General features: G+C 63.3%; 20 protein-coding genes, 2 pseudogenes and 1 riboswitch. Of the genes and pseudogenes, 14 read left to right on the top strand and 8 right to left on the bottom strand.

Annotated elements, in window-relative coordinates:
* Positions 1–71: 71 nt before the first annotated feature.
* Complete coding sequence (locus Y708_RS0112580) at positions 72–941, bottom strand: LysM peptidoglycan-binding domain-containing protein (protein WP_028280210.1); 870 nt, start codon at positions 939–941, stop codon at positions 72–74.
* Positions 942–945: 4 nt separating this feature from the next.
* Positions 946–1,194: riboswitch (cyclic di-AMP (ydaO/yuaA leader) on the bottom strand.
* Positions 1,195–1,528: 334 nt separating this feature from the next.
* Between Y708_RS0112580 and Y708_RS30205 the strand changes: the two are divergent.
* A pseudogene (locus tag Y708_RS30205) lies at positions 1,529–1,884 on the top strand (metal-sensitive transcriptional regulator).
* Between the two features lie 171 nt (positions 1,885–2,055).
* Here Y708_RS30205 and Y708_RS0112585 read toward each other — a convergent pair.
* The 5 genes from Y708_RS0112585 to Y708_RS0112610 all read right to left on the bottom strand — a co-directional run bounded on the left by Y708_RS0112585 (position 2,056) and on the right by Y708_RS0112610 (position 7,449).
* The gene (locus Y708_RS0112585; protein ID WP_028280211.1) at positions 2,056–2,583 is read right to left on the bottom strand and encodes a hypothetical protein; all 528 of its coding nucleotides are present in this window, start codon (positions 2,581–2,583) and stop codon (positions 2,056–2,058) included.
* Between the two features lie 618 nt (positions 2,584–3,201).
* On the bottom strand, positions 3,202–3,699 hold the full coding sequence (locus tag Y708_RS0112590; protein ID WP_028280212.1) for a universal stress protein: 498 nt from the start codon (positions 3,697–3,699) through the stop codon (positions 3,202–3,204).
* A gap of 50 nt (positions 3,700–3,749) precedes the next feature.
* Entirely contained in the window at positions 3,750–5,195 is a 1,446-nt protein-coding gene (locus tag Y708_RS0112595; RefSeq protein ID WP_028280213.1) for an MFS transporter, read from the bottom strand.
* 1,667 nt (positions 5,196–6,862) lie between these two features.
* Positions 6,863–7,168 (bottom strand): hypothetical protein, encoded by a 306-nt coding sequence (locus tag Y708_RS0112605; protein WP_028280215.1) that lies wholly within the window; start codon positions 7,166–7,168, stop codon positions 6,863–6,865.
* 59 nt (positions 7,169–7,227) lie between these two features.
* Positions 7,228–7,449, bottom strand: a complete 222-nt coding sequence (locus Y708_RS0112610) for a hypothetical protein (protein WP_028280216.1) — start codon at positions 7,447–7,449, stop codon at positions 7,228–7,230.
* A 590-nt stretch (positions 7,450–8,039) separates the two neighbouring features.
* On the opposite strand from Y708_RS0112610, the pseudogene Y708_RS0112615 reads away from it, so the two are divergent.
* Positions 8,040–8,476: pseudogene (locus Y708_RS0112615) on the top strand (heavy metal translocating P-type ATPase); the annotation flags it as partial.
* 206 nt (positions 8,477–8,682) lie between these two features.
* Here the strand turns inward: Y708_RS0112615 and Y708_RS0112620 are convergent.
* Complete coding sequence (locus Y708_RS0112620) at positions 8,683–9,015, bottom strand: metal-sensitive transcriptional regulator (RefSeq protein WP_051478965.1); 333 nt, start codon at positions 9,013–9,015, stop codon at positions 8,683–8,685.
* A 297-nt stretch (positions 9,016–9,312) separates the two neighbouring features.
* On the opposite strand from Y708_RS0112620, the gene Y708_RS0112625 reads away from it, so the two are divergent.
* From Y708_RS0112625 to Y708_RS0112665, 9 genes are read left to right on the top strand one after another with little or no spacing between them, the layout of a single operon-like run.
* Positions 9,313–9,453 (top strand): YHS domain-containing protein, encoded by a 141-nt coding sequence (locus tag Y708_RS0112625; protein ID WP_343212972.1) that lies wholly within the window; start codon positions 9,313–9,315, stop codon positions 9,451–9,453.
* A gap of 59 nt (positions 9,454–9,512) precedes the next feature.
* Positions 9,513–9,854 carry an NADH-quinone oxidoreductase subunit A gene (locus tag Y708_RS0112630; protein WP_028280220.1) on the top strand — a complete coding sequence of 114 codons (342 nt, stop codon included), beginning with the start codon at positions 9,513–9,515 and terminating at the stop codon, positions 9,852–9,854.
* Between the two features lie 23 nt (positions 9,855–9,877).
* Positions 9,878–11,206, top strand: coding sequence for a hypothetical protein (locus Y708_RS0112635; protein WP_155853844.1), 1,329 nt, complete (start codon positions 9,878–9,880; stop codon positions 11,204–11,206).
* Entirely contained in the window at positions 11,199–12,161 is a 963-nt protein-coding gene (locus Y708_RS0112640; protein ID WP_028280222.1) for an NADH-quinone oxidoreductase subunit H, read from the top strand. Before Y708_RS0112635 ends, Y708_RS0112640 begins: the two co-directional genes overlap by 8 nt.
* A gap of 34 nt (positions 12,162–12,195) precedes the next feature.
* Positions 12,196–12,768 carry an NADH-quinone oxidoreductase subunit J gene (locus tag Y708_RS0112645; RefSeq protein WP_253905802.1) on the top strand — a complete coding sequence of 191 codons (573 nt, stop codon included), beginning with the start codon at positions 12,196–12,198 and terminating at the stop codon, positions 12,766–12,768.
* A gap of 8 nt (positions 12,769–12,776) precedes the next feature.
* Positions 12,777–13,082, top strand: coding sequence for an NADH-quinone oxidoreductase subunit NuoK (locus Y708_RS0112650; protein ID WP_028280224.1), 306 nt, complete (start codon positions 12,777–12,779; stop codon positions 13,080–13,082).
* Entirely contained in the window at positions 13,079–14,941 is a 1,863-nt protein-coding gene (locus Y708_RS0112655) for a proton-conducting transporter transmembrane domain-containing protein (protein ID WP_028280225.1), read from the top strand. The genes Y708_RS0112650 and Y708_RS0112655 overlap by 4 nt, the downstream gene beginning before the upstream one ends.
* Positions 14,942–14,943: 2 nt before the next feature.
* Positions 14,944–16,575 carry a complex I subunit 4 family protein gene (locus Y708_RS0112660; RefSeq protein WP_081746767.1) on the top strand — a complete coding sequence of 544 codons (1,632 nt, stop codon included), beginning with the start codon at positions 14,944–14,946 and terminating at the stop codon, positions 16,573–16,575.
* On the top strand, positions 16,572–18,041 hold the full coding sequence (locus Y708_RS0112665) for an NADH-quinone oxidoreductase subunit N (RefSeq protein WP_028280227.1): 1,470 nt from the start codon (positions 16,572–16,574) through the stop codon (positions 18,039–18,041). Before Y708_RS0112660 ends, Y708_RS0112665 begins: the two co-directional genes overlap by 4 nt.
* A gap of 238 nt (positions 18,042–18,279) precedes the next feature.
* Here the strand turns inward: Y708_RS0112665 and Y708_RS0112670 are convergent, their stop codons facing one another.
* Positions 18,280–19,365, bottom strand: coding sequence for an FAD-dependent oxidoreductase (locus Y708_RS0112670; protein ID WP_028280228.1), 1,086 nt, complete (start codon positions 19,363–19,365; stop codon positions 18,280–18,282).
* 100 nt (positions 19,366–19,465) lie between these two features.
* Between Y708_RS0112670 and Y708_RS0112675 the strand changes: the two genes are divergently transcribed.
* From Y708_RS0112675 to Y708_RS0112685, 3 genes are all read left to right on the top strand, one after another.
* Complete coding sequence (locus Y708_RS0112675; protein WP_028280229.1) at positions 19,466–19,678, top strand: heavy-metal-associated domain-containing protein; 213 nt, start codon at positions 19,466–19,468, stop codon at positions 19,676–19,678.
* On the top strand, positions 19,675–20,700 hold the full coding sequence (locus Y708_RS0112680) for a hypothetical protein (protein WP_028280230.1): 1,026 nt from the start codon (positions 19,675–19,677) through the stop codon (positions 20,698–20,700). The genes Y708_RS0112675 and Y708_RS0112680 overlap by 4 nt, the downstream gene beginning before the upstream one ends.
* 67 nt (positions 20,701–20,767) lie before the next feature.
* Positions 20,768–23,083 (top strand): heavy metal translocating P-type ATPase, encoded by a 2,316-nt coding sequence (locus tag Y708_RS0112685; RefSeq protein ID WP_028280231.1) that lies wholly within the window; start codon positions 20,768–20,770, stop codon positions 23,081–23,083.
* Positions 23,084–23,128: the final 45 nt, after the last annotated feature.

Consider the following 23,128-nt stretch of genomic DNA (forward strand, 5'->3'; position numbering starts at 1 on the left):
CCCCCCTCCGTCCAGGGCACCTGCCACTTTTGTTTAGTTTTAGTTACGGACGACGTCCGCAAACTCTGGTGCTAGCCGTTGACGCGCACGAAGTATGATCCGGGAAGATCAGTGAGGTTGTGCTCGATGGTCAGGTTTGCACCGTTCATGCCGCTGCTGATGACCTTGCCGTTGCCGACGTAGATGCCGATGTGGCCGGGGCGGACAACGAGGTCTCCGGCAGCGGGGGACGCAACACGGGTGCCGTACTGGTCAAACTGTAGGGGACCGAGGTCACCAACGTTCTTCCCAATAGAGCGCAGTGCCTTTTCGACCAGGATGGTGCAGTCCTGAATGGAGCCCAGCTGGGCGTAGGCCGAGGCGACGATTGCCCCACCGGCGCCGCTGGTAGCAACGGCAGATGCCGGAGCTGGGGACGCGGCGGGGGTGATGGCACTGGAGGCGAAGGAAATATCAGACTGGGAAGGAACGGGCGCGATGAAGGACGCCTGGGTGGCCGGTGCTGCTGGGGGAACTGCCGCGGGGCTCACTGCTGCCGGAGCGGCAACGGAGGCGCCCCCGGAAACCTTGATCTGCTGTCCGGGGTAGATCACCGAGGCGTAGGACAGACCGTTCTGTGTCAGCACCGTGTCCAGTGACACGCCGTAGCGGGCCGAGATAGCGCCCAAGGTGTCACCAGAGACGACGGTGTGGACGCCCGCTCCGGCGGACGGGGCTGCTGCTGCGGGAGCCGGGGCTTGAACGGCGGCAGTGCTCTCTGCGTAGGTACCGGCCTGGGCAGGTGCTCCTGCAGCGAACATAAGACCGCCTGCGGTGGCGACGATGATGGCAGGCTTGCCAGCATTTGCCGCGTTGGTCTTGGCCGTGTAAGCCAGTCCCGCCAAGGCGATTGAGTGGGTGGGGGTGGCGCGGTGGCGCGCTGAAATGAATGTGCGTGACATGGTTCTATTGCCTCTCCCATGCCTGCGGGGTGAGCTGTCGGGTTCGGATGGGAGTCACCCGGCCGTCCTCCACCCATGCGCTGTCCCTGCAATCGTGGACGAAGCTGCAGGTAATGCATTGGATGATCGGATCGACTTAACCCCGAGGGTCACCGCGTGCGGTGGCCCGGTGGAAACATGGTTCCCCCGTCCCTGCCACCTGGATTGTGCGAACGGATCCCGGTGCAGCGGCAGGGCTCGGCATTCTGCTCGGGAAGATGATCTCGGCGGGTGCCGTGACCACTCGACGAGAATACCCCACCGTGGTATTTAAGTCACGTTAAGGTAACGTTCCGCGGCAGCTTCGCCCAATACACCGCGCATTTAGCAACCAAGAACAACAAATGAAACCACTTTGCCGTCCCTGCGCCCTTACGGGGGCGCAACTTCGATAATACTGAAGGTGGCTGCGCGGAGCGTAGTCAGAAACGCGCCAGCGGCTCCTCCAGATACGACCAGAGAACGTCAGTTGGTAATGAAGGGAAACATCCGTGAGCGCCGGAGTTGGAACTCGAAACAACGCTGAAGCGACTCCCAGGTAGCTCCTAATGCAGCCCGCCGGAACGCCAGCAGATTCCACACTGATTAATCGACCAGAGATCATCCCGCCAGCGCACGGTTATTCCACGGTCAAGGATGCCTACTTGCAGCGCTTAAAGCGCGTCGAAGGACAGTTCGCGGAATTGCGCGGATGGTCGAAGAGGACAGATACTGCATTGACATACTCACTCAGGTTGCGGCGGTGAACAGTGCTATGCATGCCGTGAGTCTGGGATGGTTGGAAAACCATTTGTAACATTGCGTCGTCGACGCGGCCAAGGAAGCTGGATCAAACGGCTCCCCTGAAGCCGTCGATGCGAAGGTTAAGGAAGCGACCCAGGCCATCAGCCGGCTCCTGCGCTAGATCCTACCCATCGCCTCGTTTCTCTATGCGGCCTCGCGTACTTGAGAAGGGTCGTGCGCTGGCTACTGCACGAAACCGACCAGAGCAGGCCGTCGTCAGCGTCATGGAATTGCTGAAGGTCCTTAAGTCCCAGCCTGTGGAGACGGTAAGGAACTTACGCGTTGCACGGTTCTAATTTCTTGTGCGGTCTGCAGGCTTGCGCCTGATGGCGCCCAGTCCGGTGAGCCCACGCGGTTTATAGATCGAGAGTCCCAGCGCGACGAAAAGGACAATCAAAGCGGCGGCGGAATGAAGGATGGGTGAAAAGTTCGGCAGGATGTCGGAAGCAATGCCGCCCGGTGCCTGCTGTGCCGCTGCGCCAGCGAGGACGGAGAGGGGTTCCATATACAGCAGGAGCACTGCCGTGGCTACGACGGTGATCAGCAGTTTGATGAGCACCCAGTAGTGCCTGATAAGGCCCCACGGTGTTCCGATTGCTTGGATGACCCCGGTAAGGAGTGTCAGAACACTCAAGGGGATGAGTGTGGTCCAGCCGATGATTTCCATGGTCGTGTAGGCGGCGCGCATGGTCCATTCATCCGCGGCGTTGTACGCGGTGATTGCCAGGGCGAGGCATGCTGCTACGGCACCGAGCCACCCTACGGAGGAAGCGATGTGAGCAACCAGTGTCGCCTTGCGTAGCCGGGGCAGCATGATCACGTCAGGATGCTTTGCGAAAAAATAGGCGTCGCATTACTTAGGCTCCCAGGGGCGGATGAGTGCATGCCGGGTCCGTGTTCCCCACCGAGGAGCGTCAGGACAGCGAGAATTGCCACTAGAATCATCGAGGCATTCAGCTACTGATAGAAAAATGCCTAGGTACTGGTCATCATTTTTGTCCTGCGTCATGCGGTGCCTTTCCTAATCCGAACGCGTTGGTGTTTGGCAGGCGCCTTGAAAGCACTGTTGGTCTCCGGTGCTGTATGAAAGCGCCTGATTCTCGCGAGCGACAAATAATCTTCTGTGGGGTCCAAAGGGCCAATTTCTCCCATACCGTCTGGTTGCCCCAACGCCTTGCTAGGCCGGACCGACCCACGCCCAGAATGCAATTTTCTCGCCAGGGCTACAGCGAGTAGGGGAGGGGCACGACAGGACTACCTTGAGTGCTCAAGACTGTTTTGTTGTAGCGAAGCTAGAGAATCACTACGCCCGATGAAAAGTGGGGCCGGAAACTGTGCGGTGCGATTTCCGGCCCCACTTTTCATACGAAGAAACGTATTGTCCTCAGACCAGCAAAGTCCCGCGTGCTGTTGCTGCCCTAACGCGGATTGACTAGACCTAATGGTTGGTCGTTCCTGCACGTCCGGCACGGCGGGCTGATGCCACCGAGTCGGAGGGAATCACCAGGGTTGGCCGTGTCGCGTGGTGCAGGACGCTAGCTGAGGTGCTCCCCAGAAGTGTGGCCTTGAAGCCGCGGCGTCCTCTGGAGCCGACAATGATCAGATCGGCATTAACTTCTTCGGCTGTGTCGATAATGGCTTCTGAGGCTGTAGCCATCGTCGATGACACTCTTGGTTCTGCGTCAAAGCCAAGCCTGCGGGCCAGCTGCGCGCCTTCGTCTGCTATCCGTTCAGAAACGTCGAGCGTGGCGGCATCCAGCCCGGCCAGTTCCTCCAGGGCCGGGTGTCCTTCAAGATGGGCTGCGAAGCCTTCTAGTGGCTGGCGTGCATAGAGCACAACTACGGAAGCCTCCGGGAACATGGTGGCCGCGGATTGGACGGCGCTCTGGGCGTCGATTGAGCCGTCGTAAGCGATCAAAAGCTGTAGAGTAAACATCTTCTTCTCCTTGTTGGTAAGTATTGGGCTGGTGGGGTTTGCTGCTACAGCTAACCCCGGGCTGATTTGGTGGTGGAGGCGGATTCGCTGATTGTCCGGTTGCCCGGGGTGCGCAGCGTCAGCGCGGCGAGGATGGAGCCAGCCAAGGCAATGGCGGCCGCACCGATGAATGCTGAGGAGAATCCATTGGTCAGGGCCTCGGTGTTATCGAGCTGGTCCGCGCCGAAAGCCGCCGCGACCGCGGTCATGGCCGCCAGTCCAAGAGCCGAGCCCACCTGATAACTGGTGTTCACGATGCCCGCAGCCAGCCCGCCTTCTTCAGGCCGCGCGCTGGAGATTGCCGTTCCCAGCGATGGTATGAACGCGAGAGACATGCCTAGGGCGGCAACCAGTGAGGCTGGCAGCACATCAACCCAGAAGGACCCGTCGGGACGGATCAGGGAGAGCCATCCCATTCCCACGGCCAGGACGGCGAGGCCAGTCACAATCATGTTTTTCGGTCCGAAGCGGTTCATCAACCGCGGTGCGAAGACGATCATTCCGATCATGATCACGATGGTCATCGGCACCAGCGCTGCGCCGCTGGGGAAGGCGCTGTAGCCAAGAACCTGCTGCAGGTACAGGTTGAGGAAGAACCACATGGGGATCCACGCTGCACCGAGGAGCAGCTGGGCTATATTGGCTGCGCCGAGGTTCGAGGTACGAAAAATTCCGAGCCGCATCAGGGGGTCTTTCAGCCTCGCTTGGAGGCCCAGGAAAATACCGAGCAGTACGACGGCGCCCGCCAGGATGAGCCAAGTCTCGGCTGATCCCCAACCCACTTCGGGTGCGCGAACGATCGCGAAGACCGCGGCTCCGATTCCCGCCGTAACGGTGATCGCTCCCAGGAAGTCCACGGAACCTTTACCGGCCTTGCCCGCAGGCATCAGGGCCGGTGTCAGTGCCAGTGCCAGGATCGCGATGGGGATATTGATGTAGAAGACCCAGGGCCAGGAGAGGTATTCAGTGATGAGTCCGCCAAGGAAAACTCCTGCCGTTCCGCCCGCCGGTGCGGCGGCGCCGTAGATGGCTAATGCTTTCGTCAGCTGTTTTGGCTCCCCGCCGAAGAGCATCATCAGCAGGGTTAGCGCGGAAGGTGCGATTAAGGCCGATCCGAGGCCTTGGATAGCACGGCCCGTGAGTTCAATCGAAACAGTGCCGGCGGCACCGGCGACCAGTGAACCAATGAGTAGGATGATCCACCCCACGGCGAAGATCCGCCGTGCACCGAATAGATCTGAGAGCCGACCGCCGAGCAGCAGCAGGCCACCGAGGGCGACGACGTACGCGTTGAAGACCCAGGACAGGTTCTCCTGGGAAAAACCGAGGTCCTCCTGCATCCGGGGCAGGGCCACGCCGATGATTGATGTATCCATGATGACCATGAACTGTGCGGTTGCGATCAGTGCGAGTGCGAACCATCTGCGCGTAGCAGATGGCTGCTGCAGAGTAGACATTTTGTACTCCTACGGGGTTGGGGTATTCACAGCATCGAGCTTTACCTTAAGGAAGCCGGGAAACCGCGAATGAAGTTGTTAAGTTGAGATTGGATTTGGATGATGACGCGAGTAGGGATGCGTCAATATTTTCAGTGCAACCAGTAGTCGCACATCGGTTGCTCCGTTCGAGTGCTGCTCATCGGTGGTGCAGTCACTACCAGTATATACCCGACGGGGGTATAGTATAAGCAGTGAAGGTGGAATTAAATTCCCAGGCTCGAAACTGTTTTGCGGGTTCTGACGTCATGTGAGGCGGGCGCCGATTTTGGGTTCGTTTTCCAGGGTGCTGCAAGCGCATCCGCCGCAGGGGCATATGCTGAGTGCTGTTTGGGCGGAGACCTTCGAGGCCGATCCTTTGAGGCGCGCGAGGACGATGAGGGCCGCAGCGCCGGCCGTTGCGGTGATCAAGGTCAGCACTGGTCCGTATCCCAGCGTGCTGTGCAGCAACCCCACTCCGGCATATCCGGCGCCACCCAAGCCTGAAGCCAGCCCCAATCCGGGCTACGGCCGGGCCGGTTGAAGTTTCGTCGTTCCTGCGTGCGGTTGTGACCAAGAGGGGAAGGGTGCCGGATAGTCCTACTCCGGCCACTGCCATTGCTGCCGGCACCAGGGCCGGGGGCAAGTGTGGAACGACCAGCGAAGCCAATATTCCCGCAGCGGACGCGGACAGCATCACCGGGCGTAGTGTGGTGCGTCGTACCCACAGGGCGAGGAGGATTCCTCCTAGCGCCGCGCCCGTGCTGTAGGCGGCGAGGGAGTAACCAAGTAACGGGTTCGTTGAACCTACCCTGTCTGCCAGCAATAGCGGCGCACTGGCCAGGGCGGTGATTCCAACTAATGAGAGCAGCGCTGCGGCAAGCACCGGCACGACAGCCGATGATGTTTGATCACGACGTTCAATCGTCCTGTCGGTATGGCGGACGCGTGGTGGCTTAGTCCGCATTAACCGTGATAACAAAAGTGCGGCAGTGACTGCTAGCAAGGGCACGGTGAACGGAACAGCAGCAGCCCCACCAAACGTATCAATTCCACCGAGCACAGCGACAGGCACGAGAGCTGAGCCGGCCAGTCCCACGGCCGAGAATACGGCGAGTGGCAGTGATTCCTGACCTTCTGGGGCCGAACGCGCGGCCAGCGCTCCGGCCGCCGGGTGGAACAGCGCGGACCCGAGACCGCCCACGGCTACTGCCGCGATGGCATGGCCAGGCTGGGTCACAGCGGGGAGCAGGCCGTAACCGGCTGCTGCAAGAACCGCTCCGGTGAGGGCCACGCGTCCGTCGCCCAACCTCAAGGCGGCGCGGGCGCCCAAAGGCTGGAGTAGCGACGACGAGGAGAAGGCAACGGCAACGAGGATGCTCAGCATTGCAGGCTCAGCGCCGGTCTGGTCGCGGATCACGGCCTGAAGCGAGATGACGCTGCTAGCGAGTCCATCAACGAATAGGTGAATGGTCCCCAGGGCCAAGGCTATCGCTCCCACCGATGTCAGTGCGCTGCGTCTGAAGCGCATCATGATCGGCTCCTTCCCCGGCAGGTCCCGCTGTACGCTCGGGAAAGTTCCGTGACGGTAGTCAGGACGATCGACCAGCGCCCAACTTGCTTGCTTAGGACTGCTTTCACCGTGGTGTTCACTGTGCCCGTCCTGCCGACTCGTGACGGTTTTCAAGTTCCAGTTCTGTGGATGGGCTTCTGCGTTCAGTTGCGGATCGCAATTGGTTGACAGCCCGGGCACCGCCTACCCCGACGGCCCCAGTGATCCGGTCTTCCGCGCTGAAGAAGGCGAACACGAACCGGGCAGCACCGGTGCTTTCTCCGAAAATGATCTGTTGGCGTACACCTGCTGAAGGATTGCAGACGATGGTGAGTTTGGTGCCGTGCACGTAGGTGCCGTAACCGGCGGCCAGCGGTTGAGGTGCCGGCTCCGGTGCTTGCACTCCTGGTCGACCTTTCATGGGGCCATATAGCATCACCGCTGCGGCCGTTCGTCCCTGGCTCACAGCCGCGCCCCGGGCAATTCCATGCCGGGCAGGCCAATGTCTTCCACGTTCACCGCTCCGGAGAGTAGTCCCTTATTCACTGTGGTCCGGTTGTAGGGGGGCCGGTCCTCGGCGCCCACCACTATTACCTCGACGTTATCGCCAGTCTGATGAATGGCCTGTGCAGCCGAGCTTCTCGCCGCACCGCCGCCGACGATGAGTGTTGGCTTGCGCGCCATGATCACTCCTTCCCTATTTAGGTACCCCTAGAGGGTATTTAAAATATACCTCATGGGGGTATCTTTAGTACACCCCTGGGGTACCGGGAAAACATCCAAATGAAAGGAGCCCTCGCCCTGGCGAGCAACACTTACACCGTGAAAGGCATGACCCTGTGAACGGTGTGTCGGATCGGTCACTGCAGAGGTGGCCAAGGCCCCGGGCGTCAGCGATATTTCTGTGGATGTCTCCTGCCGGCCCGGCCGTTTTCTATCAGGTGAACCATCGCCGTGAGGCCGCCACGATGAATGGCAGAAACGCGATGCGCACTCCAGTTAAGCTGGCCGCTTACGGTGAAGTTCTTGCCGTGGCCTTCGCGGGAGCGCGGGGAATGGCGTAGTGTCGTCGGCAGCCCGGGGCCTCCCGCTGATGACATGCACCGGGCCGAGCAGATGTAGGCCGGAGCTCCGGCTGAGGATCAGGCGATACCCATGATTCCGAAACCGCTCAGCCTGCCGCTGAGGCACTGCCCGGCGGGGTTGATGGTTTAGCCGCGGCGGTGAACCCGTGACAGACCTGGAACCCTACCTTGCATCAAGCGGCTTCAGGCGAAGGGAAAGTGGTGGCAATGGTCGGCGACGGCGTCAACGATGCCGCAGCCCTGGCCGAGGCCGACCTCGGACTGGCTATGGGAACCGGAACGGAAGTCGCCATTGAGGCCTCCGATCTCACCCCTGTCCGCGTGACCTTCATGCCGCCGATGCGATCCGCATCTCCCGGCCTACCCTGGGGGCAGGGGGGGGTGGGGTATCAGGGGAAACTTGTTCTGGGCCTTCGCCTACAACGTCGCCGCGCTAGTGCTGGCAGCTGGTGGTCTGCTTGATCTCATGCTCGCCGGCGCCACAATGGCGTTCTCCTCGGTCTTCCAGCCTTAGGCTGCGTGGGTTCAAATTACTGCGAAGCAACAGGCGGGACAAGGCAGAGACCACGCTAGATGGTGCGGCCGTTGACCCGAAGCGGTTGACCCGTGCCGGAACGGCACGCTAATACCACTTCGTGAACTTAAGGTGAAGGCCGGTGGACTCCAGCCTGGGGTCCACCGGCCCTCGCGTGTCTGCCGGTGCTTCAATGCAGTGGTGTGCGGCAGATAATGGCGCTGGCTGCTGGGATCGGGCCCGCTGGCCGCGAGACGCCAAGCTCCTTGGCTACACCATCCTGACTCAGTACATCTAGTAACGCGCAGTGATTGGGTGTCAGGATTTGACGAGGCGCGCAATGGCGTCGGAGGCTTCCTTCAGTTTGGCTTTCGCTTCGTCGCCGCCGGTAGCCGCGGCTTCGAGTACGCAGTGGCTCATGTGGTCGTTGAGCAGTCCGAGAGCCACTGATTCCAGCGCCCGGGTCATGGCCGAAACCTGCGTCAGGATGTCGATGCAGTACTTCTCGTCCTGGACCATTCCCTGTAGTCCGCGGGCCTGGCCTTCGATACGCTTGAGCCGCCGCTGGTAGTCCTCCTTGTTGGAGATGTAGCCGTGGGCTCCGCTGTGCCCGTCCACGCCGGATGCAGCTGCCGTCGTTGCTGTTGTCATGGGTGAATCCTCTGCTCGCGGTGTTAATGATGGTACTGCCGACTGCTGGAACGGCCGGACTATACAGGGTACCCCCCTATGGTACCAAAGCGCGAAGAGAATGTGTATTCATGGAGAGCAGGTATGCTCGGCCCTGCTCTCCCCAAGCCCCTTGCCATAGGATACCCCCGCGGCGTATCCTCAAGCATTGTTCGATATACCTCCTACTGGTATTTGGAGGTATTGATGGGACATCATCATCACGGCCCTAGTGGCCGTCAACAGCACGACAAAGACGAGATCGCTCATCGCCCGGTCATGAAGGGCTCAACAGTGCTCAGGGCCGATGCTGAGGAGGAGGGTCTGGGACGCGATTACAAGGGCACCCGCTATTACCTCTGCTGTGATGCCTGCTCCCCGATGTTCGATGCCGACCCGGATAGGTACGCGACCGCCTGACCCGGGCGCGGGAACATCCCACGAACTACCGCCCATCGCACCAGGGGAAGGAGCGTCACATGTTCGCCGTTGTTTCACTGCTTGCCGTGGTTCTGGCGGTAATTCTGGGTGTGGTTGGGGCTTCGATGGCCTTCAGAATCGCGCGCCAGCCCGTCGAGACGCTGCCCTATGAGTCCGGCTCTTTCCCGCAGCAACATGCCTTCTCCCGCTACCACGTCCGTTGGTATGCCGTGACCCTGCTGTTTCTGGCCTTCGATATGGAAATGATATTCATGTACCCGTGGGCCGTGGTGGTCGCGGATATGGGTGCCTCAGCCGTCATCGAGATGTTTGCCTTCCTGGCTGTGCTCTTCGTGGGCGTGGTCTACGTCTGGCGGGAGGGCGCGCTGCGATGGTCATGATGAACGGGCTCCGGAAGTGGGTCTTGGCCCAACCAGGAGTGCTCATCGTTGATGCGCCCGGCAATGACCGGTTGCGGTGGCAGGTCGAAGCTGAGATGGACCGCCGCGGATGGCATGTGGCGCTGTCCCCGGCGGATGCAGGTCTGATGCTGACCATCGGAACATTGCCACCGGCCCTTTCGCAGGCAACAGAGGTTCTGTGGTCCCAAATACCCCAGCCAAGACATCGGCAGGCCATCGCCCGGAGCGATGTCGCCTGGCAGCTCGACGCCGCTGTCGCCGCCCTCACCACACCGTCCGCCTACGAAGCGAATCCCTCCGATCCAGCAACCCAACTTTCCCAGGTGCAGGCCCAGAACACGGCGAACGGCTCGGATTCCGGGCGTCAGGGTCCGGGGCACGGGATGGATCATGGTGACCCGGGTGTCCACGGGATGAGCTCTCACGATATGGGCGGCCACAGTACGAATGCCCACAACGTGAATGGCCACAGTAATCACACGACGGACAGTCACAGCGGTGATGACATGGGCGGCCACGACGGCCAGGGGATGGACCACGTCGGGCACTCCACCGGCTCGGATGCAGATCACGGAATGGACCACGACGACCATGGGATGGACCACAGCGCTCACTCCGGGCACGACATGGGTGGCCATATGCATCATGGCGGCGAGGTTGCGGGCCTGGAGATGGCGGGTACAGCGGCGGACCGGGACGGTCTGGAGCTGGATGAGTTGAAAGTGACCCTGGGTCCTGTGCTGCCGGGCTGGCCGACCGGTCTGGTGTTGAAGGCTTCCATGCAGGGTGATGTGCTGACCAACGTGTCCCTGTCCTGGATTGACGGCTTTGTCCCGGATTCCGTGGCTCAGCGTTCCGAACCGGGTTCGGCTGTTGCCGCTCTGGATGCGCTGGCAACCTTCCTTCTTGTCGCCGGATGGCCTGTTCTGGCGCGCCAGGCACGCATCGCCCGCTCGGCGCTGTCTTCCGGCAATGACGCGGAAAGGGAGCGCGGCCAGCGCGCGGCCGCCGCGGTGGCGCGCCGGGTAAGCAGGTCCAGGTTCCTGGCCTGGTCGGTCCGCGGCATCGGCGACGCCGGACCGGTCAATAGCGCACGGCTTCCGGCGGGCGACGCCGCCACCTACGAGAGCAGGACCGCTGACGTCCTGGACCGGGTTCGCGCGCTGGCGGCCGCCGCGGCAGGGGATAAGTCGCCGTTGGCCAGAGTCGGGCCGGAGCGTATCGAGTTTCTCCTTGAGGGAGCGGAGCTCGCGGCTACCCGATTGATTGTCGCCAGTTTCGTGTTTAAGCCATCGCCGGCGTTGCTTCCGAACGGGGCTGTACATGACTGATCCGGACATGGGCGGGACCGGCATGACCCTCGCTGCCGCGTGGGGGCTGCTGCCTGCCGTGCTGGCCGTCGGGTTGACTGCTTTAGTTCTGGGTGTGGCGTTCGCGGCTGTTGACAGCGTCGTCGTCAGCGGTGGCCGGTTGCGCAGCGCGGTGGAACCGCTTCGTTCGTCGCTGCATTGGCTGGCGCAGCAGCGCCGCACAACTCTTGCCCCGGACCGGCTGCTATGGCGTTCGGGCGTCATCGCCGTCCCGGTTCTGGCCGTGCTGTCTCTGGCCGTGGTGCCGATCGGCGGACGGACCTTGTTGTCCACCAGTGCCGATCTGGTGTGGTTCAACGCGATGGAAGCCCTTCTGTGGGCGGCAGTCTGGCTGGTGGGCTGGGGTCCCAACGCCGTCCACTCACTGGTCGGCGCCTATAGGTTCCTGGCGCAGGGCCTGGCGTACGAGCTGCCGTTGATGTTCGCTCTGATCACCGCCGGACTGGGTGCAGGCTCACTTCGCACAATGGACATCGTCGCCACCCAGGAAAACCTGTGGTTTGTGGTGAGCATGCCGGTGGCTTTTGTGGTGTTCCTGGCCAGCGCCGCGGCGTTCGCCTTCTGGGGTCCATTCGCGTCGCCGGCCGGAGCTGACATCGCCTCCGGGGTGATGTCGGAGCTATCCGGGGTGGACCGGTTGCTGGTGCAGGCGGGACGGGCAGTTGTTCTGGGCGCTGCGGCGGCGATGTCGGTTGCCTTGTTCCTCGGCGGCGGGTCCGGGCCGGGGCTGCCGGAACCGGTGTGGTATCTACTCAAAACCCTGCTGGTGATTGCGGTGATCGTTTCCGTTGGACGGCGCATTCCGGTGACGCGTCCGGACCGGTTTGTCGAATTCTCCTGGATGATTCTGATACCGGCAACGCTGCTCCAGGCACTGTGGGTTGCACTGTTGGTTCTCTCCGGGTTCTACCCATGAGCGCGCTGTGGACGACGGAAGGAACGGTGTCCCCATGATGCTGACTAGTTTGGCTATTGTGGCTGTGATCCTGCTGGGACTGATCTCTGTGGCGGCCGGCGTCGCCGTGTTCGTGGTGGACTCCATGGCGAAGGCGACCTTTGCGCTGCTGGTCTCGTTTTTGGCTGTCGCTGGGATCCTGCTGGCCTTGGAACTGACGTACCTTGCGGTGGTCACCGCGTTGATGATGACGATCGAGATGGCCATCATGGCCGTGTTCATGATCATGTTCATGATGAACCCCGCGGGTTTGATGCCGATGACCATGGTCCACAACGCCCGCACTTCAGCCGTGGCCGGCGTCGTCGTCTTTGCCGTGCTGGTCCTGGGAATCTGGACGATCGACTGGCCGGCACGTGTTGGCAGCCTGCCCGCTGACAGCACCCGACAGTTGGGCGAGGCGATCATGAGCAGCCACATGCTGGTCATGCTCGTGATCGGAATCGGCCTTTTCGCGACCATCATCTCCGGCACCGTCCTCGCCACGCATCGTGGACGGTACGACCGCTTCGGCCCGGACCTCCGGACCGCCAAACCGAATGACCCGGTGAGCGGGGGTCTCCGGTGAGCGACACCGTGACACTTCAGTTAATCCTGAGCGTTGCCGCCGCGCTGATTGGCGTGGGTCTCTTCGGCGCTCTGTCCCAGCAGTCAATCGTGATGGTGATGATGGGCCTGGAGCTGATTGTCAACGGTGTGATGCTCGCCGGCGGCGCCGCCTGGTATTTCCTGACTCCAGAGCTGCCCGATGCGCAGATGCTGGTGGTGGTCGCTCTGGTAGTAATGGCCGTGGAAATGGCCATGGGCTTCGGCGCTACGTTGGCAATCTACCGCGCCCGCCAGGTGGACATGGTCGACGACGCCACGGAGCTGCGCGGATGACGCCCGGATTCTCTGCAGCAGCGCTTGCCGCAGTGGTCTTTGTGCCCGCTGTCCTTGGGGTCTTTTTGCTCCTGACCGGACGGCGCGCCGACCGCGCAGCCGGACCCGTTGCCGTGGGTGCAATGGTGATCGTCGCGGCCCTGGCCGTCACCACCGCAGCAGCACGGCCAGCCCTGTCCCTGCCGTTTATCGGCATCGTGGAAGGCGGCGATTTTGCTGTAGCGGTGGACGGGCTCTCCGCCGTACTCGTCATCACTGTAGCGCTGGTGGCCGCCGCGGTGACGATCTTCGCCGTCGTCGACCTCGCACCAGACGTTCCGAGGGCGCGGTTCCTCGGATACCTGCTGCTCTTCACCGCCGCGATGCTGGTGACCGTCACTGCGACCACGGTCCCGGCGCTTCTGGTGGCGTGGGAGTTGATGGGCGCCACCTCCTACGCCCTGATCGCGTACTGGTGGCAGGTACCGGGCAAGATGGCCGCCGGGACCAAGGCCTTTGTGACCACACGGGCGGGCGACGTGGGCCTGTACGTGGCCGCCGGCGCCGCGTTCGCCGGGACCGGAACGCTGGTGCTGGATGATCTGGCAGCGGCCGACGGCGCCTGGCGGGACATCGCCGCAGCCGGAATCCTCCTCGCCGCACTGGGTAAGTCCGCGCAGCTTCCCTTCTCCGCCTGGCTCTCTGCCGCGATGGAAGGCCCCAGCCCGGTCAGCGCCCTCCTGCACTCGGCGACCATGGTTGCCGCCGGCGGGTATCTCTTATTGCGGATGCAGCCGCTGCTGGAGTCCACCGGATGGGCGGCCACAACTGCGGCCTGGATAGGCGCGGTCACAGCCCTGCTGCTCGGCGCTGTTGCTGCCGCGCAGAAAGACCTGAAGCAACTGCTCGCCGCCAGCACCGGAGCGCAAATCGGATTCGTGATCCTCGCCGCCGGAGTGGGAACCACCGCCGGTGGAACGGCCCAGCTGGTGGCGCACGCCGGCGTCAAAGCCGGCCTGTTCATCGCCGCCGGAGCCTGGTTGAGCGCACTGGGCACCAAACAGCTCGCTGGACTCCACGGTGCCGCACGCAGGTATCCGGGGATGGGAGTCGCCGCCGTCGCCGCGGCCATTGCCTTGGCAGGGGTTCCGCCCCTGTCCCTCTGGGCCACCAAGGACGAGGTCCTGGCAGGGGTCGACGGCGGCGTCCTGCGGATTGTCGCGCTGGCCGCGGCCGCACTCGCGGCGGTCTACGCGGGAAAGATCCTCATTGTGATCCTGGGACCCGTAAAGGGAGCTCACCGGATGGACACCGAGGAACCCGGCACCCGGAACGTGCCGCGCGCTGCAGCTGTGGTTGCGGCGCTACTGGCGGTTGCCGCCGTCGTTCTCGGAGCCCTTGCCCTGGAGCCGGTGGCGGAAGCTTTCAAGGGTATATTGGGAGCTGAAGGCGAAGCCTCACCCGGACTCGTCGATTTCCTCATTTCCGGCGTCCTCGCCGTGCTCGTGTTGCTGGCCACCGTTGCGCTGCGCTCCCGCCTCGACCGCTTGGAGCGCACGCCGCTGGCGCGCTGGCTCGGCCTGGGAAGCCTTCTCTCCCCGCGGCCGTGGTTGGCCCTCGGCCGGGCCGCCGCAGTGGTCGATGAACGGGTGATCGACCGTGGAGTCCTCGGATTGGCCGCAGCCGTTCGACGTGGGGCGGCGCTCATTGGCAGGGCAGATCACCAGCTGGTGGACGGCGCGGTGCGCGGAATCGGGTCCCTGACCCGCCGCGCCGGCTCCGAGATGCGACGCCCACAGACCGGGCTGGTACACCAGTACTACTTCCAGGCCGTGGTTGGGCTCGGTGCGCTGTTTCTCCTACTGATCGTCGTGAGGTAACCATGCTGCTCTCTGTTGTCATCCTGCTACCCGTGGTTGCCGCGGGCGTGCTGCTCGCGGTGCCCGGCCTGCCTGACCGCGCGGCGTCGTGGTTCTGGGTCGCCATCGCCGCGCTCGACCTTGCCCTGATCGGGTGGATGTGGATCGGCTTCGCATCCGCGGCATCGGAAGGGCCGTCCGGAGTTGTCGACGGCATTGCCTACGAGCAGAAAATCCAGTGGATCCCCACCGTGGACGCCTCCTACCACGTCGGTGTCGACGGGCTGTCGCTGCCGCTGATCGCCATGACCGGCGTGCTGTTCCTGGCCGCCGCAATCTGGTCCCTGCGCGAGAAGCAGCGTCCACGGACGTACGCGGCACTGTTCCTCTTCCTGCAGACAGCCTCGATGGGAACCTTCGCCTCGCTGGACCTGATCCTCTTCTTCGTCTTCTTCGACCTGACCATCGTGGGCATGTACTTCGTCATCGCCGGCTGGGGCCACGGTAACCGGCGCCGCAGCGCACTGAAATTCTTCATCTACACCTTCGTGGGCTCCCTGGCGCTGCTAGTCGGATTCATCGGGCTCTTCCTCGGCAGCGAAACCCGCACCTTCGACATGGTGGCCCTCGCCGCCGATCCGCCACTGACCGACTCACCGGTCGCCGCAGGCCTGGTCCTGCTCGCCATCAGCATTGGGTTGGCGGTCAAGACCCCGCTGTTTCCTTTCCACACCTGGCTGCCCGACGCCCACACCGACGCGCCGGCCGCCGGCTCCGCGATCCTCGCCGGTGTGCTGCTGAAACTGGGCACCTACGGTTTTGTGCGGATCGCCATGCCGATCCTGCCCGACGCGTGGCAGCGCTGGGCGATGGTCATCGTCATCGCAGGCGTGGTCAGCGTGATCTGGGGAGCCTTCACCGCCCTGGCACAAACCGATCTGAAGCGGATGATCGCCTACACCTCGGTCAATCACATGGGGTATATCCTGCTCGGACTGGGGGCTGCCGGACTCGTGGCGCAGGCTGATGAACAGGCGCGGACCATCGCCGTCACCGGGGCGATGGTCCAGATGGTCAGCCACGGACTGCTCACCGGAGCACTCTTCCTGCTCACCGGCGTCCTCTTCTCCCGTGGTGGCACCTACGCCTTCGACCGGTGGAGTGGGCTTGCCCGGCCGGCGCCGATCTTCGCCGCCGCCCTCGGCGTCGCGGCCTTCGGATCCCTCGGCCTGCCCGGCCTGTCCGCGTTCATCGCGGAATTCCAGATCTTCACCGGCGCACTCCAGGCCGCACCGATTGCCACCGTTATCGCCGTCACGGGCATCGTTGTGACGGCCGGCCTGTTCCTGGTGGCACTGCAGCGCCTGTTCTCAGGCGAGATGAAGGTCCCCGAAGCCGGCGGTATTGCGTCTGCGCGTTCCCACGGTGGGGAGGGCAAGCGCTCAGCCGAGGGCGGCGGCCCGCGCGGCGTCAAGACAATAACTGGGAACGACGACGGCCGTGCGCCTGCCGTATTCAAGGACCTCAATGGACGCGAGCTGACGGCAATTCTTCCGCTGCTGATCCTCTCCCTTGCGATCGGACTGTTCCCGCGTGCACTGCTGGACATTATTGAACCCGCCGCTGCCGCGCTGACCTCGCTGGTGGGCCGATGACAGGCATGGAAGGCATGTCGGCCAACCCACTGGATCTGCTGCCGGAAATCCTGCTGCTCCTGGGTGCGGTTGGTGGACTGCTGCTGGGCCTGTGGACGCCGCAGCATAAACAGTCAAGAGTCCGCATCCTGATTGTCGTGGCGGCCCTCGCCAGCGCCGTCGCGGCCACCGTCGACCTCACCGAACCGGACAAGGGCGTGTTTGACGATAGCTGGATGATCGACACCACCACAGGCATCGTGCGCATCACCGTTGCCCTGGCCACGGCCGCCGCAGTGCTCCTCAGTTCCACGTCGCTGGCTGGCCATCCCCGCGAAACCGAAGCTTACGTCCTGATGGTGCTCGCCGCGTTGGGCGCCATCGCACTGGCCGCCAGCAACGACCTGCTGATGCTCGCCGCCGCGTACCTGCTCGCCAGCGTTCCGCTGTATGCCCTCGCCGGGTTCGCGAAGGACGCCAGGGGTGTTGAGGCTGCGCTGAAGTACTACCTCATGGGAGCCTTGGTGGGCGTTCTCATGCTCGTGGGCATCGCCGGTCTGATCCTTGCCACGGGAAGCGGTAATTACGTCGAACTATCCGGGTCACTGCCGCAGGCCTCCATGCCGCTGGTGGCCCTCGGGGTCATTGGCGTGCTCGCGGGTATGGCATTCAAAGCCGGTGCGGTACCCGTGCATTTCTGGGTTCCCGATGTGACCGCCGGAACCACACCGGCCATGGCTGCGTTTATCACCACCATCCCGAAACTTGGGGCAGTGGCTGCGGCCTTCCGGCTGGTAGCTGAACCGTTCGCCGCGATCCCGCTCGACGTTCCGCTCCTGGTCGCGGTGATTGCCGCCGCGAGCATGACGCTGGGCAATCTGGCCGCCTTCCAGCAGACCGAGGTGCTGCGGCTGCTGGCCTACTCCACTGTGAGCCAGGTCGGGTACATGTTCATGGTGGTAGCCGTCGCCGGACAGAGTGATTTCGCCGTGCCCGCACTAGCCATCTACCTGGCCGGGTACGCCGTGACCAACCTCGGCGCGTTCGCCGCCGCAGCGGCACTTCCCAAAGCAGCGTCGATAGGGGAGTGGGCGGATGCTGTGCGAGGGCGTCCGCGGCTGGTGCTCAGCCTGGCGGTGCTCCTTCTGGGACTGGTGGGGACACCCCCGACAGCGGTCTTCATCGGAAAGCTGACCATCTTCACCGCCACCGCCGACGGAAACCTCGTCTGGCTACTGGTGCTCGGCGCCGTCAATACCATTGCAAGCCTCTTTTACTACCTCCGGTGGATAGCACCCGCCGCCCGTACCGTCTTCGCCGATTCGAAGCAGCCGGACCACATGCTCGCTGGCACGCAAGCCCGGGCGGTGATGGTCTCAACCAAAGTACAGGTGCTGCGCGGACCTGCGATGATGGTCCATGCAGCCGCGGTGCTCTCCGTTTTGCTCGGGATCGGTGCCGGAGTGTGGCTCACTTTCATTGCGTAGGTGCAGCCTGCCCCGCTGGGTGAGGTGGCGCCGGAGTCTAAGCTTCGCCCTACTCGGCAAGGTTACGATGTGAACATCACACGCGCAGTGCTGCTCGCTTGTGAAGTCGTCTGTCCCGGTTTCAGGAGGTTATTCGCGTTATTCCGGCCTCACTCTAGGGAGTGGGTGAGGTGTGTACGGGCCGACAGTAGCTGAGGAAAGGCGTTGACAGCAGCGACGGCAGTCATTGCTTCGCCAGCTAGGTGGAAACTGGTGAGCAGTGCCTCCGACGTGTCCATCTCGTGGTGGCGCTCCCTAGAGCCGGGGAGTACCGCCCATAGGCGGCGATGACTTGTTGGTATAGGGAGAGTGTGAATCCGGTAACCGGTTTGTAGGGGCCGGGGTCGGGTGCGCCATCGAGGTCATGTAGGAGCGCTTTGGCGGCATGTGTGCCTTGTGTGATCGCATCATCCCAGTGGTCAATGCGATACTGATGCCCGCTGTCCGTGGAGTGGAAAGCGATGCTGCCGGCCGCGTATACATGCGGGTGCTGGACCGCGCGCAGGTGCGGATCTACCGCGATGCCCCCGGTGTCCCCGGTGAGCCAGGCCGAGTCGGGGACGGTGCCCAGTGCCACGACAACCAGGTCGGATTCGAGTACATGCCCACCGCTGAGCGTGGTCACGACCGACGCGGAGCCCTCTTCAACGCTGAGGACATCCTGGCCGAAGTGGGTGTCGACGTGAGCGTGATGGAACTCCGCGACGCGCTGGGCAATCTGCAGGCCGAGAGTAGAGCTCATCGGCACGGTAGGCCTGGAAGCAAGATGGACGCGCGCACCACGGTCAGCCAGGAAACTGGCCGTTTCAGCACCCACGAAGCCAGCACCTACGACGGTGATTGTCCGCTTGTCCGCCTCGTCTCCGAGCTGATCGCGAAGCCGGACGGCGTCATCGATCGTATGCAGCTGAAGTACCCGCTCGGAGGCGGCGGGCACGAGCGGGGATAGTCGAGGCGCGCTGCCGGAGGCCGCGAGGAGCGCGCCATAGGTCAGCTGTCGTCCACCGGAGAGGGTTACGGTGCGGCGGCTGGTGTCCGCAGATACCACCACGCCGTGCATCAGATCCACCTCGAGCGCGTGCGCTGCCGGCTGTGTGATCTGTTCCGGCGTGATCAGTCCGCTCAGAAGGGCCTTGTTAACGAGGGTCCGGTTATATGGCCGGTGCTGCTCGCCATTGACAACTCCAAGGGGTCCGTCATAGCCCTCCGCCCGCACGGTGACGGCAGCGCTGAGGCCGGCCGCGCCTGCCCCGACGATGATGATGCCCTGCTGGTTAAGGCTCACTTTTTTCCTTCCGATCGACGTTTGACACACATACCCCAGTCGGGTATAAAGTAATCATACACTTACCCCCTAGGGGTATAACGACAGAAAGGGAGCGACAATGTCCACCACCGAATTCCAGGTCACCGGCATGACGTGCGGTCACTGCGAGATGTCCATCCGCGAGGAAGTTGCCGAGGTCTTTGGCGTTGATTCGATCGAGGTCAGTCACCAGACCGGCAAGCTCGTGGTGAGCGGTAATGAGTCCGTCGAGGAGAGTGCGGTCATCGAGGCCGTCGAGGAAGCCGGATACAAGGCGGTCCGGTCCGCATGAATACTGCAGGGCGCCTCGGAGCATATGCAGCTGGCTTGGCAGTAGCGTTTGGTGGCGCCTTCGCTGCTGCGGGAGCGTTCGTTCCTGAAGGGACGGTTTCAGCCTGGGCCCAGAGCGCCGAGGGCCACACGATGGATCAGCCGTCCGACGCGGCGGGCCACAGCGATGGAGGTCATGGCGAGTCCGCCGAAGCAGCCTCCTCCAATGTGCAGCAGACGGAGCCTTCCGTCCGCGGTGTCACAGTGGCGCAAGACGGATACCAGCTCGAAGGGCTCTCCGTTCCTGAGGGCATCGGACAGAACGGCGAGCTGTCCTTCACCATCGCCGGTCCTGACGGTAATCCGGTCACCGGTTATGAAGTCGAGCACGAGCAGGATCTGCACCTGATTGTGGTGCGTTCCGACGGAACCCACTACCGGCATGTGCATCCGGTCATGGACGAGGCTGGACGCTGGTCCTTGCCCTGGTCCTGGAACGCTGCCGGCACCTACCGTGTCTTCGCCGACATCGTTCCCACAGAGTCCGGCGAAAAGCTCACGCTCACCAGCACGGTGGACGTGGCCGGCGACTTCGAGCCGGCCGCACCTGAGGTATCCGCGACGACGACCGTTGACGGTTTCGATGTCTCGCTGAACGGCGAGCTGTCCGCCGGCGACGAGTCGACGCTGACCGTCAGTGTCAGCCGTGACGGGAAGCCGGAGAGTGGGCTACAGCCCTACCTTGGTGCATACGGGCACCTGGTGGCCCTCCGCGAAGGAGACCTGGCCTACCTGCATGTGCACCCTGAGGGTGCAGAGCCTGTAGGGGAGGAAACGTCCGGGCCGGAGGTCGAATTCGCCACCACGGCGCCCACGACCGGTCGGTACTATCTCTACTTCGATTTCCAGGTCGATGGCACCGTGCACACCGCACGGTTCACCCTCAACACCACTGGATCCAACGCAATGACACCTGATCATGACACCACCGACGGCAGCACGACCGACGACGGTGCGTCCGAGGACAGTCACAGCGACCACTGATTGACCCCTATCACCCCGAAGGGCCCGCCGGACCAGGCGGACCCACCATCGGGAGAAAGAAGTTCCCATGTCTGCATCCGCGGCCCAGCCGCAGACGCCGGTTATCGACATCGATCTCGAAATTGGTGGAATGACCTGTGCGTCGTGCGCCAACCGGATCGAGCGCAAGCTAAACAAGCTTGACGGCGTCGTGGCTACGGTCAACTACGCCACCGAGAAAGCTCATGTCAGTGCTCCTGCCGGTTACGACGCGCAGGCCTTGGTCGCCGAAGTGGAGAAGACCGGGTACACCGCAGCGCTCCCGACCCCCAAGGGTGGGCAGCAGGCAATCAACGACGACGAACGACCCGACACTGAACTGCTGGCCCTCAAGCACCGCCTGATAGGCAGTGCCGTCCTCGCCATCCCTGTCATCGCGATGGCGATGATCCCCGCATTGCAGTTCAACTACTGGCAGTGGCTCTCACTGGCCATGGCCGCACCGGTCATCCTGTGGGCCGGTTGGCCGTTCCACAAGGCAGCTTTCACCAACCTGCGCCATGGTGCAGCCACCATGGACACCCTGATCTCGATGGGCACCAGCGCAGCCTTCCTGTGGTCCCTGTACGCACTGTTCTTCGGCACGGCCGGCACCCCCGGAATGACGCACCCGTTCGAACTGACCGTTGCCCCCACCGACGGCGCCAACAACATCTACCTTGAAGTCGGCGCCGGCGTCATCATGTTCATCCTGGGAGGGCGCTACTTCGAGAAGCGTTCCAAGCGCCAGGCAGGAGCAGCACTGCGTGCGCTCCTGCAGCTCGGTGCGAAGGAAGTTGCAGTCCTCCGCGACGGAGTCGAGACCCGCATCCCGACCGAGCAGCTGGCTGTGGGCGATGAGTTCGTTGTACGGCCCGGTGAGAAGATCGCCACCGACGGAATTGTCGTCAATGGCCGCAGCGCGGTCGATGAATCGATGCTGACCGGTGAGTCCGTACCGGTAGAAGTCGGCGAGGGAGACCCCGTCACCGGGGCGACCGTCAACTCCGGTGGACGGCTCGTCATCCGCGCCACGCGGATCGGAACCGACACGCAGCTGGCGCAGATGGCCAAGCTGGTGGAGAACGCCCAGTCGGGCAAGGCCGAGGTCCAGCGTCTGGCCGACCGGATCTCCGGTGTGTTCGTACCGATCGTCATCGGCATCGCCGTGGCGACGCTGGCCGCGTGGCTCGGTGCCGGATTCCCGATCACGGCCGCCTTCACCGCCGCCGTTGCCGTGCTCATCATCGCCTGCCCCTGCGCCCTCGGTTTGGCCACACCCACGGCACTGCTGGTCGGTACCGGACGCGGAGCCCAGCTGGGTATCCTCATCAAGGGCCCAGAAGTGCTCGAATCGACCCGCAAGGTCGACACCATCGTCCTGGACAAGACAGGTACTGTCACCACGGGAAAGATGACTCTGCAGGGCGTTCACACCGCATCCGGCACGAACGATGAGGAACTGCTCCGCATCGCCGGCGCCCTCGAGGACGCATCCGAGCACCCCATCGCCCAGGCGATTGCCAAGGGCGCCACCCAACGGGTCGGTGCACTACCCACCCCGGAATCCTTCAAGAACATCGAAGGACTGGGCGTGCAGGGAGTCGTCGACGGGCACCTGGTGATCGTGGGACGAGATTCGATGTTGGCGGAATGGTCCCTGACCATGCCCCAGGACCTCGCCGACGCCAAGTCCGCTGCGGAATCAGCCGGACAGACCGCTGTGGTCGTCGCATGGGATGGCGCCGTTCGCGGCGTGCTGACCGTCGCCGACGCCATCAAGGAAACCAGCGCGCAGGCCATCGAACAGTTCCGGGCCCTCGGTCTGACCCCGATCCTGCTCACTGGTGACAACAAGGTGGTCGCCAAGCAGGTCGCAGCCGAAGTTGGTATCACCGAGGTGATCGCCGAAGTCCTGCCTCAGGACAAGGTCCGGGTCATCACGGACCTGCAGGCTCAAGGCAAGGTCGTGGCCATGGTTGGCGACGGCGTGAACGATGCCGCAGCACTGGCACAGGCCGACCTTGGGCTCGCCATGGGCACCGGTACCGACGTGGCAATCGAAGCCGCGGACCTCACCCTGGTCCGTGGCGACCTCCGAGGCGCCGCAGACGCCATCCGGCTCGCACGCAAGACACTCGGAACGATCAAGACCAACCTGTTCTGGGCATTCGCCTACAACGTGGCGGCGATCCCGCTGGCCGCCCTGGGCCTGCTCAACCCGATGCTCGCCGGTGCCGCCATGGCGTTCTCCAGCGTCTTCGTCGTCGGCAACAGTCTCCGCCTTCGCTCCTTCACCAGCAAGGCGGTAACCCCGTCACCAGCCGCGAAGCGCTCCAGCGTGCCGCAGCAGGTCTCCGCCTAACCCGCAAGACCAAAGCACAACCCCTACACAGCATCATTACGAGAG

Source organism: Arthrobacter sp. H5, assembly GCF_000520595.1.
Taxonomy (GTDB): domain Bacteria; phylum Actinomycetota; class Actinomycetes; order Actinomycetales; family Micrococcaceae; genus Arthrobacter_D.

Excerpts from the sequence above, each read along its gene's own strand:
- Y708_RS0112640 (WP_028280222.1), top strand. The coding sequence starts at position 11,199 with ATGACTGATCCGGACATGGGCGGGACCGGCATGACCCTCGCTGCCGCG.
- Y708_RS0112675 (WP_028280229.1), top strand. The coding sequence starts at position 19,466 with ATGTCCACCACCGAATTCCAGGTCACCGGCATGACGTGCGGTCACTGC.
- Y708_RS0112590 (WP_028280212.1), bottom strand. The coding sequence starts at position 3,699 with ATGTTTACTCTACAGCTTTTGATCGCTTACGACGGCTCAATCGACGCC.
- Y708_RS0112665 (WP_028280227.1), top strand. The coding sequence starts at position 16,572 with ATGACAGGCATGGAAGGCATGTCGGCCAACCCACTGGATCTGCTGCCG.
- Y708_RS0112685 (WP_028280231.1), top strand. The coding sequence starts at position 20,768 with ATGTCTGCATCCGCGGCCCAGCCGCAGACGCCGGTTATCGACATCGAT.
- Y708_RS0112645 (WP_253905802.1), top strand. The coding sequence starts at position 12,196 with ATGATGCTGACTAGTTTGGCTATTGTGGCTGTGATCCTGCTGGGACTG.
- Y708_RS0112580 (WP_028280210.1), bottom strand. The coding sequence starts at position 941 with ATGTCACGCACATTCATTTCAGCGCGCCACCGCGCCACCCCCACCCAC.
- Y708_RS0112620 (WP_051478965.1), bottom strand. The coding sequence starts at position 9,015 with ATGACAACAGCAACGACGGCAGCTGCATCCGGCGTGGACGGGCACAGC.
- Y708_RS0112610 (WP_028280216.1), bottom strand. The coding sequence starts at position 7,449 with ATGGCGCGCAAGCCAACACTCATCGTCGGCGGCGGTGCGGCGAGAAGC.
- Y708_RS0112595 (WP_028280213.1), bottom strand. The coding sequence starts at position 5,195 with ATGTCTACTCTGCAGCAGCCATCTGCTACGCGCAGATGGTTCGCACTC.
- Y708_RS0112625 (WP_343212972.1), top strand. The coding sequence starts at position 9,313 with ATGAAGGGCTCAACAGTGCTCAGGGCCGATGCTGAGGAGGAGGGTCTG.
- Y708_RS0112680 (WP_028280230.1), top strand. The coding sequence starts at position 19,675 with ATGAATACTGCAGGGCGCCTCGGAGCATATGCAGCTGGCTTGGCAGTA.
- Y708_RS0112655 (WP_028280225.1), top strand. The coding sequence starts at position 13,079 with ATGACGCCCGGATTCTCTGCAGCAGCGCTTGCCGCAGTGGTCTTTGTG.
- Y708_RS0112630 (WP_028280220.1), top strand. The coding sequence starts at position 9,513 with ATGTTCGCCGTTGTTTCACTGCTTGCCGTGGTTCTGGCGGTAATTCTG.
- Y708_RS0112660 (WP_081746767.1), top strand. The coding sequence starts at position 14,944 with ATGCTGCTCTCTGTTGTCATCCTGCTACCCGTGGTTGCCGCGGGCGTG.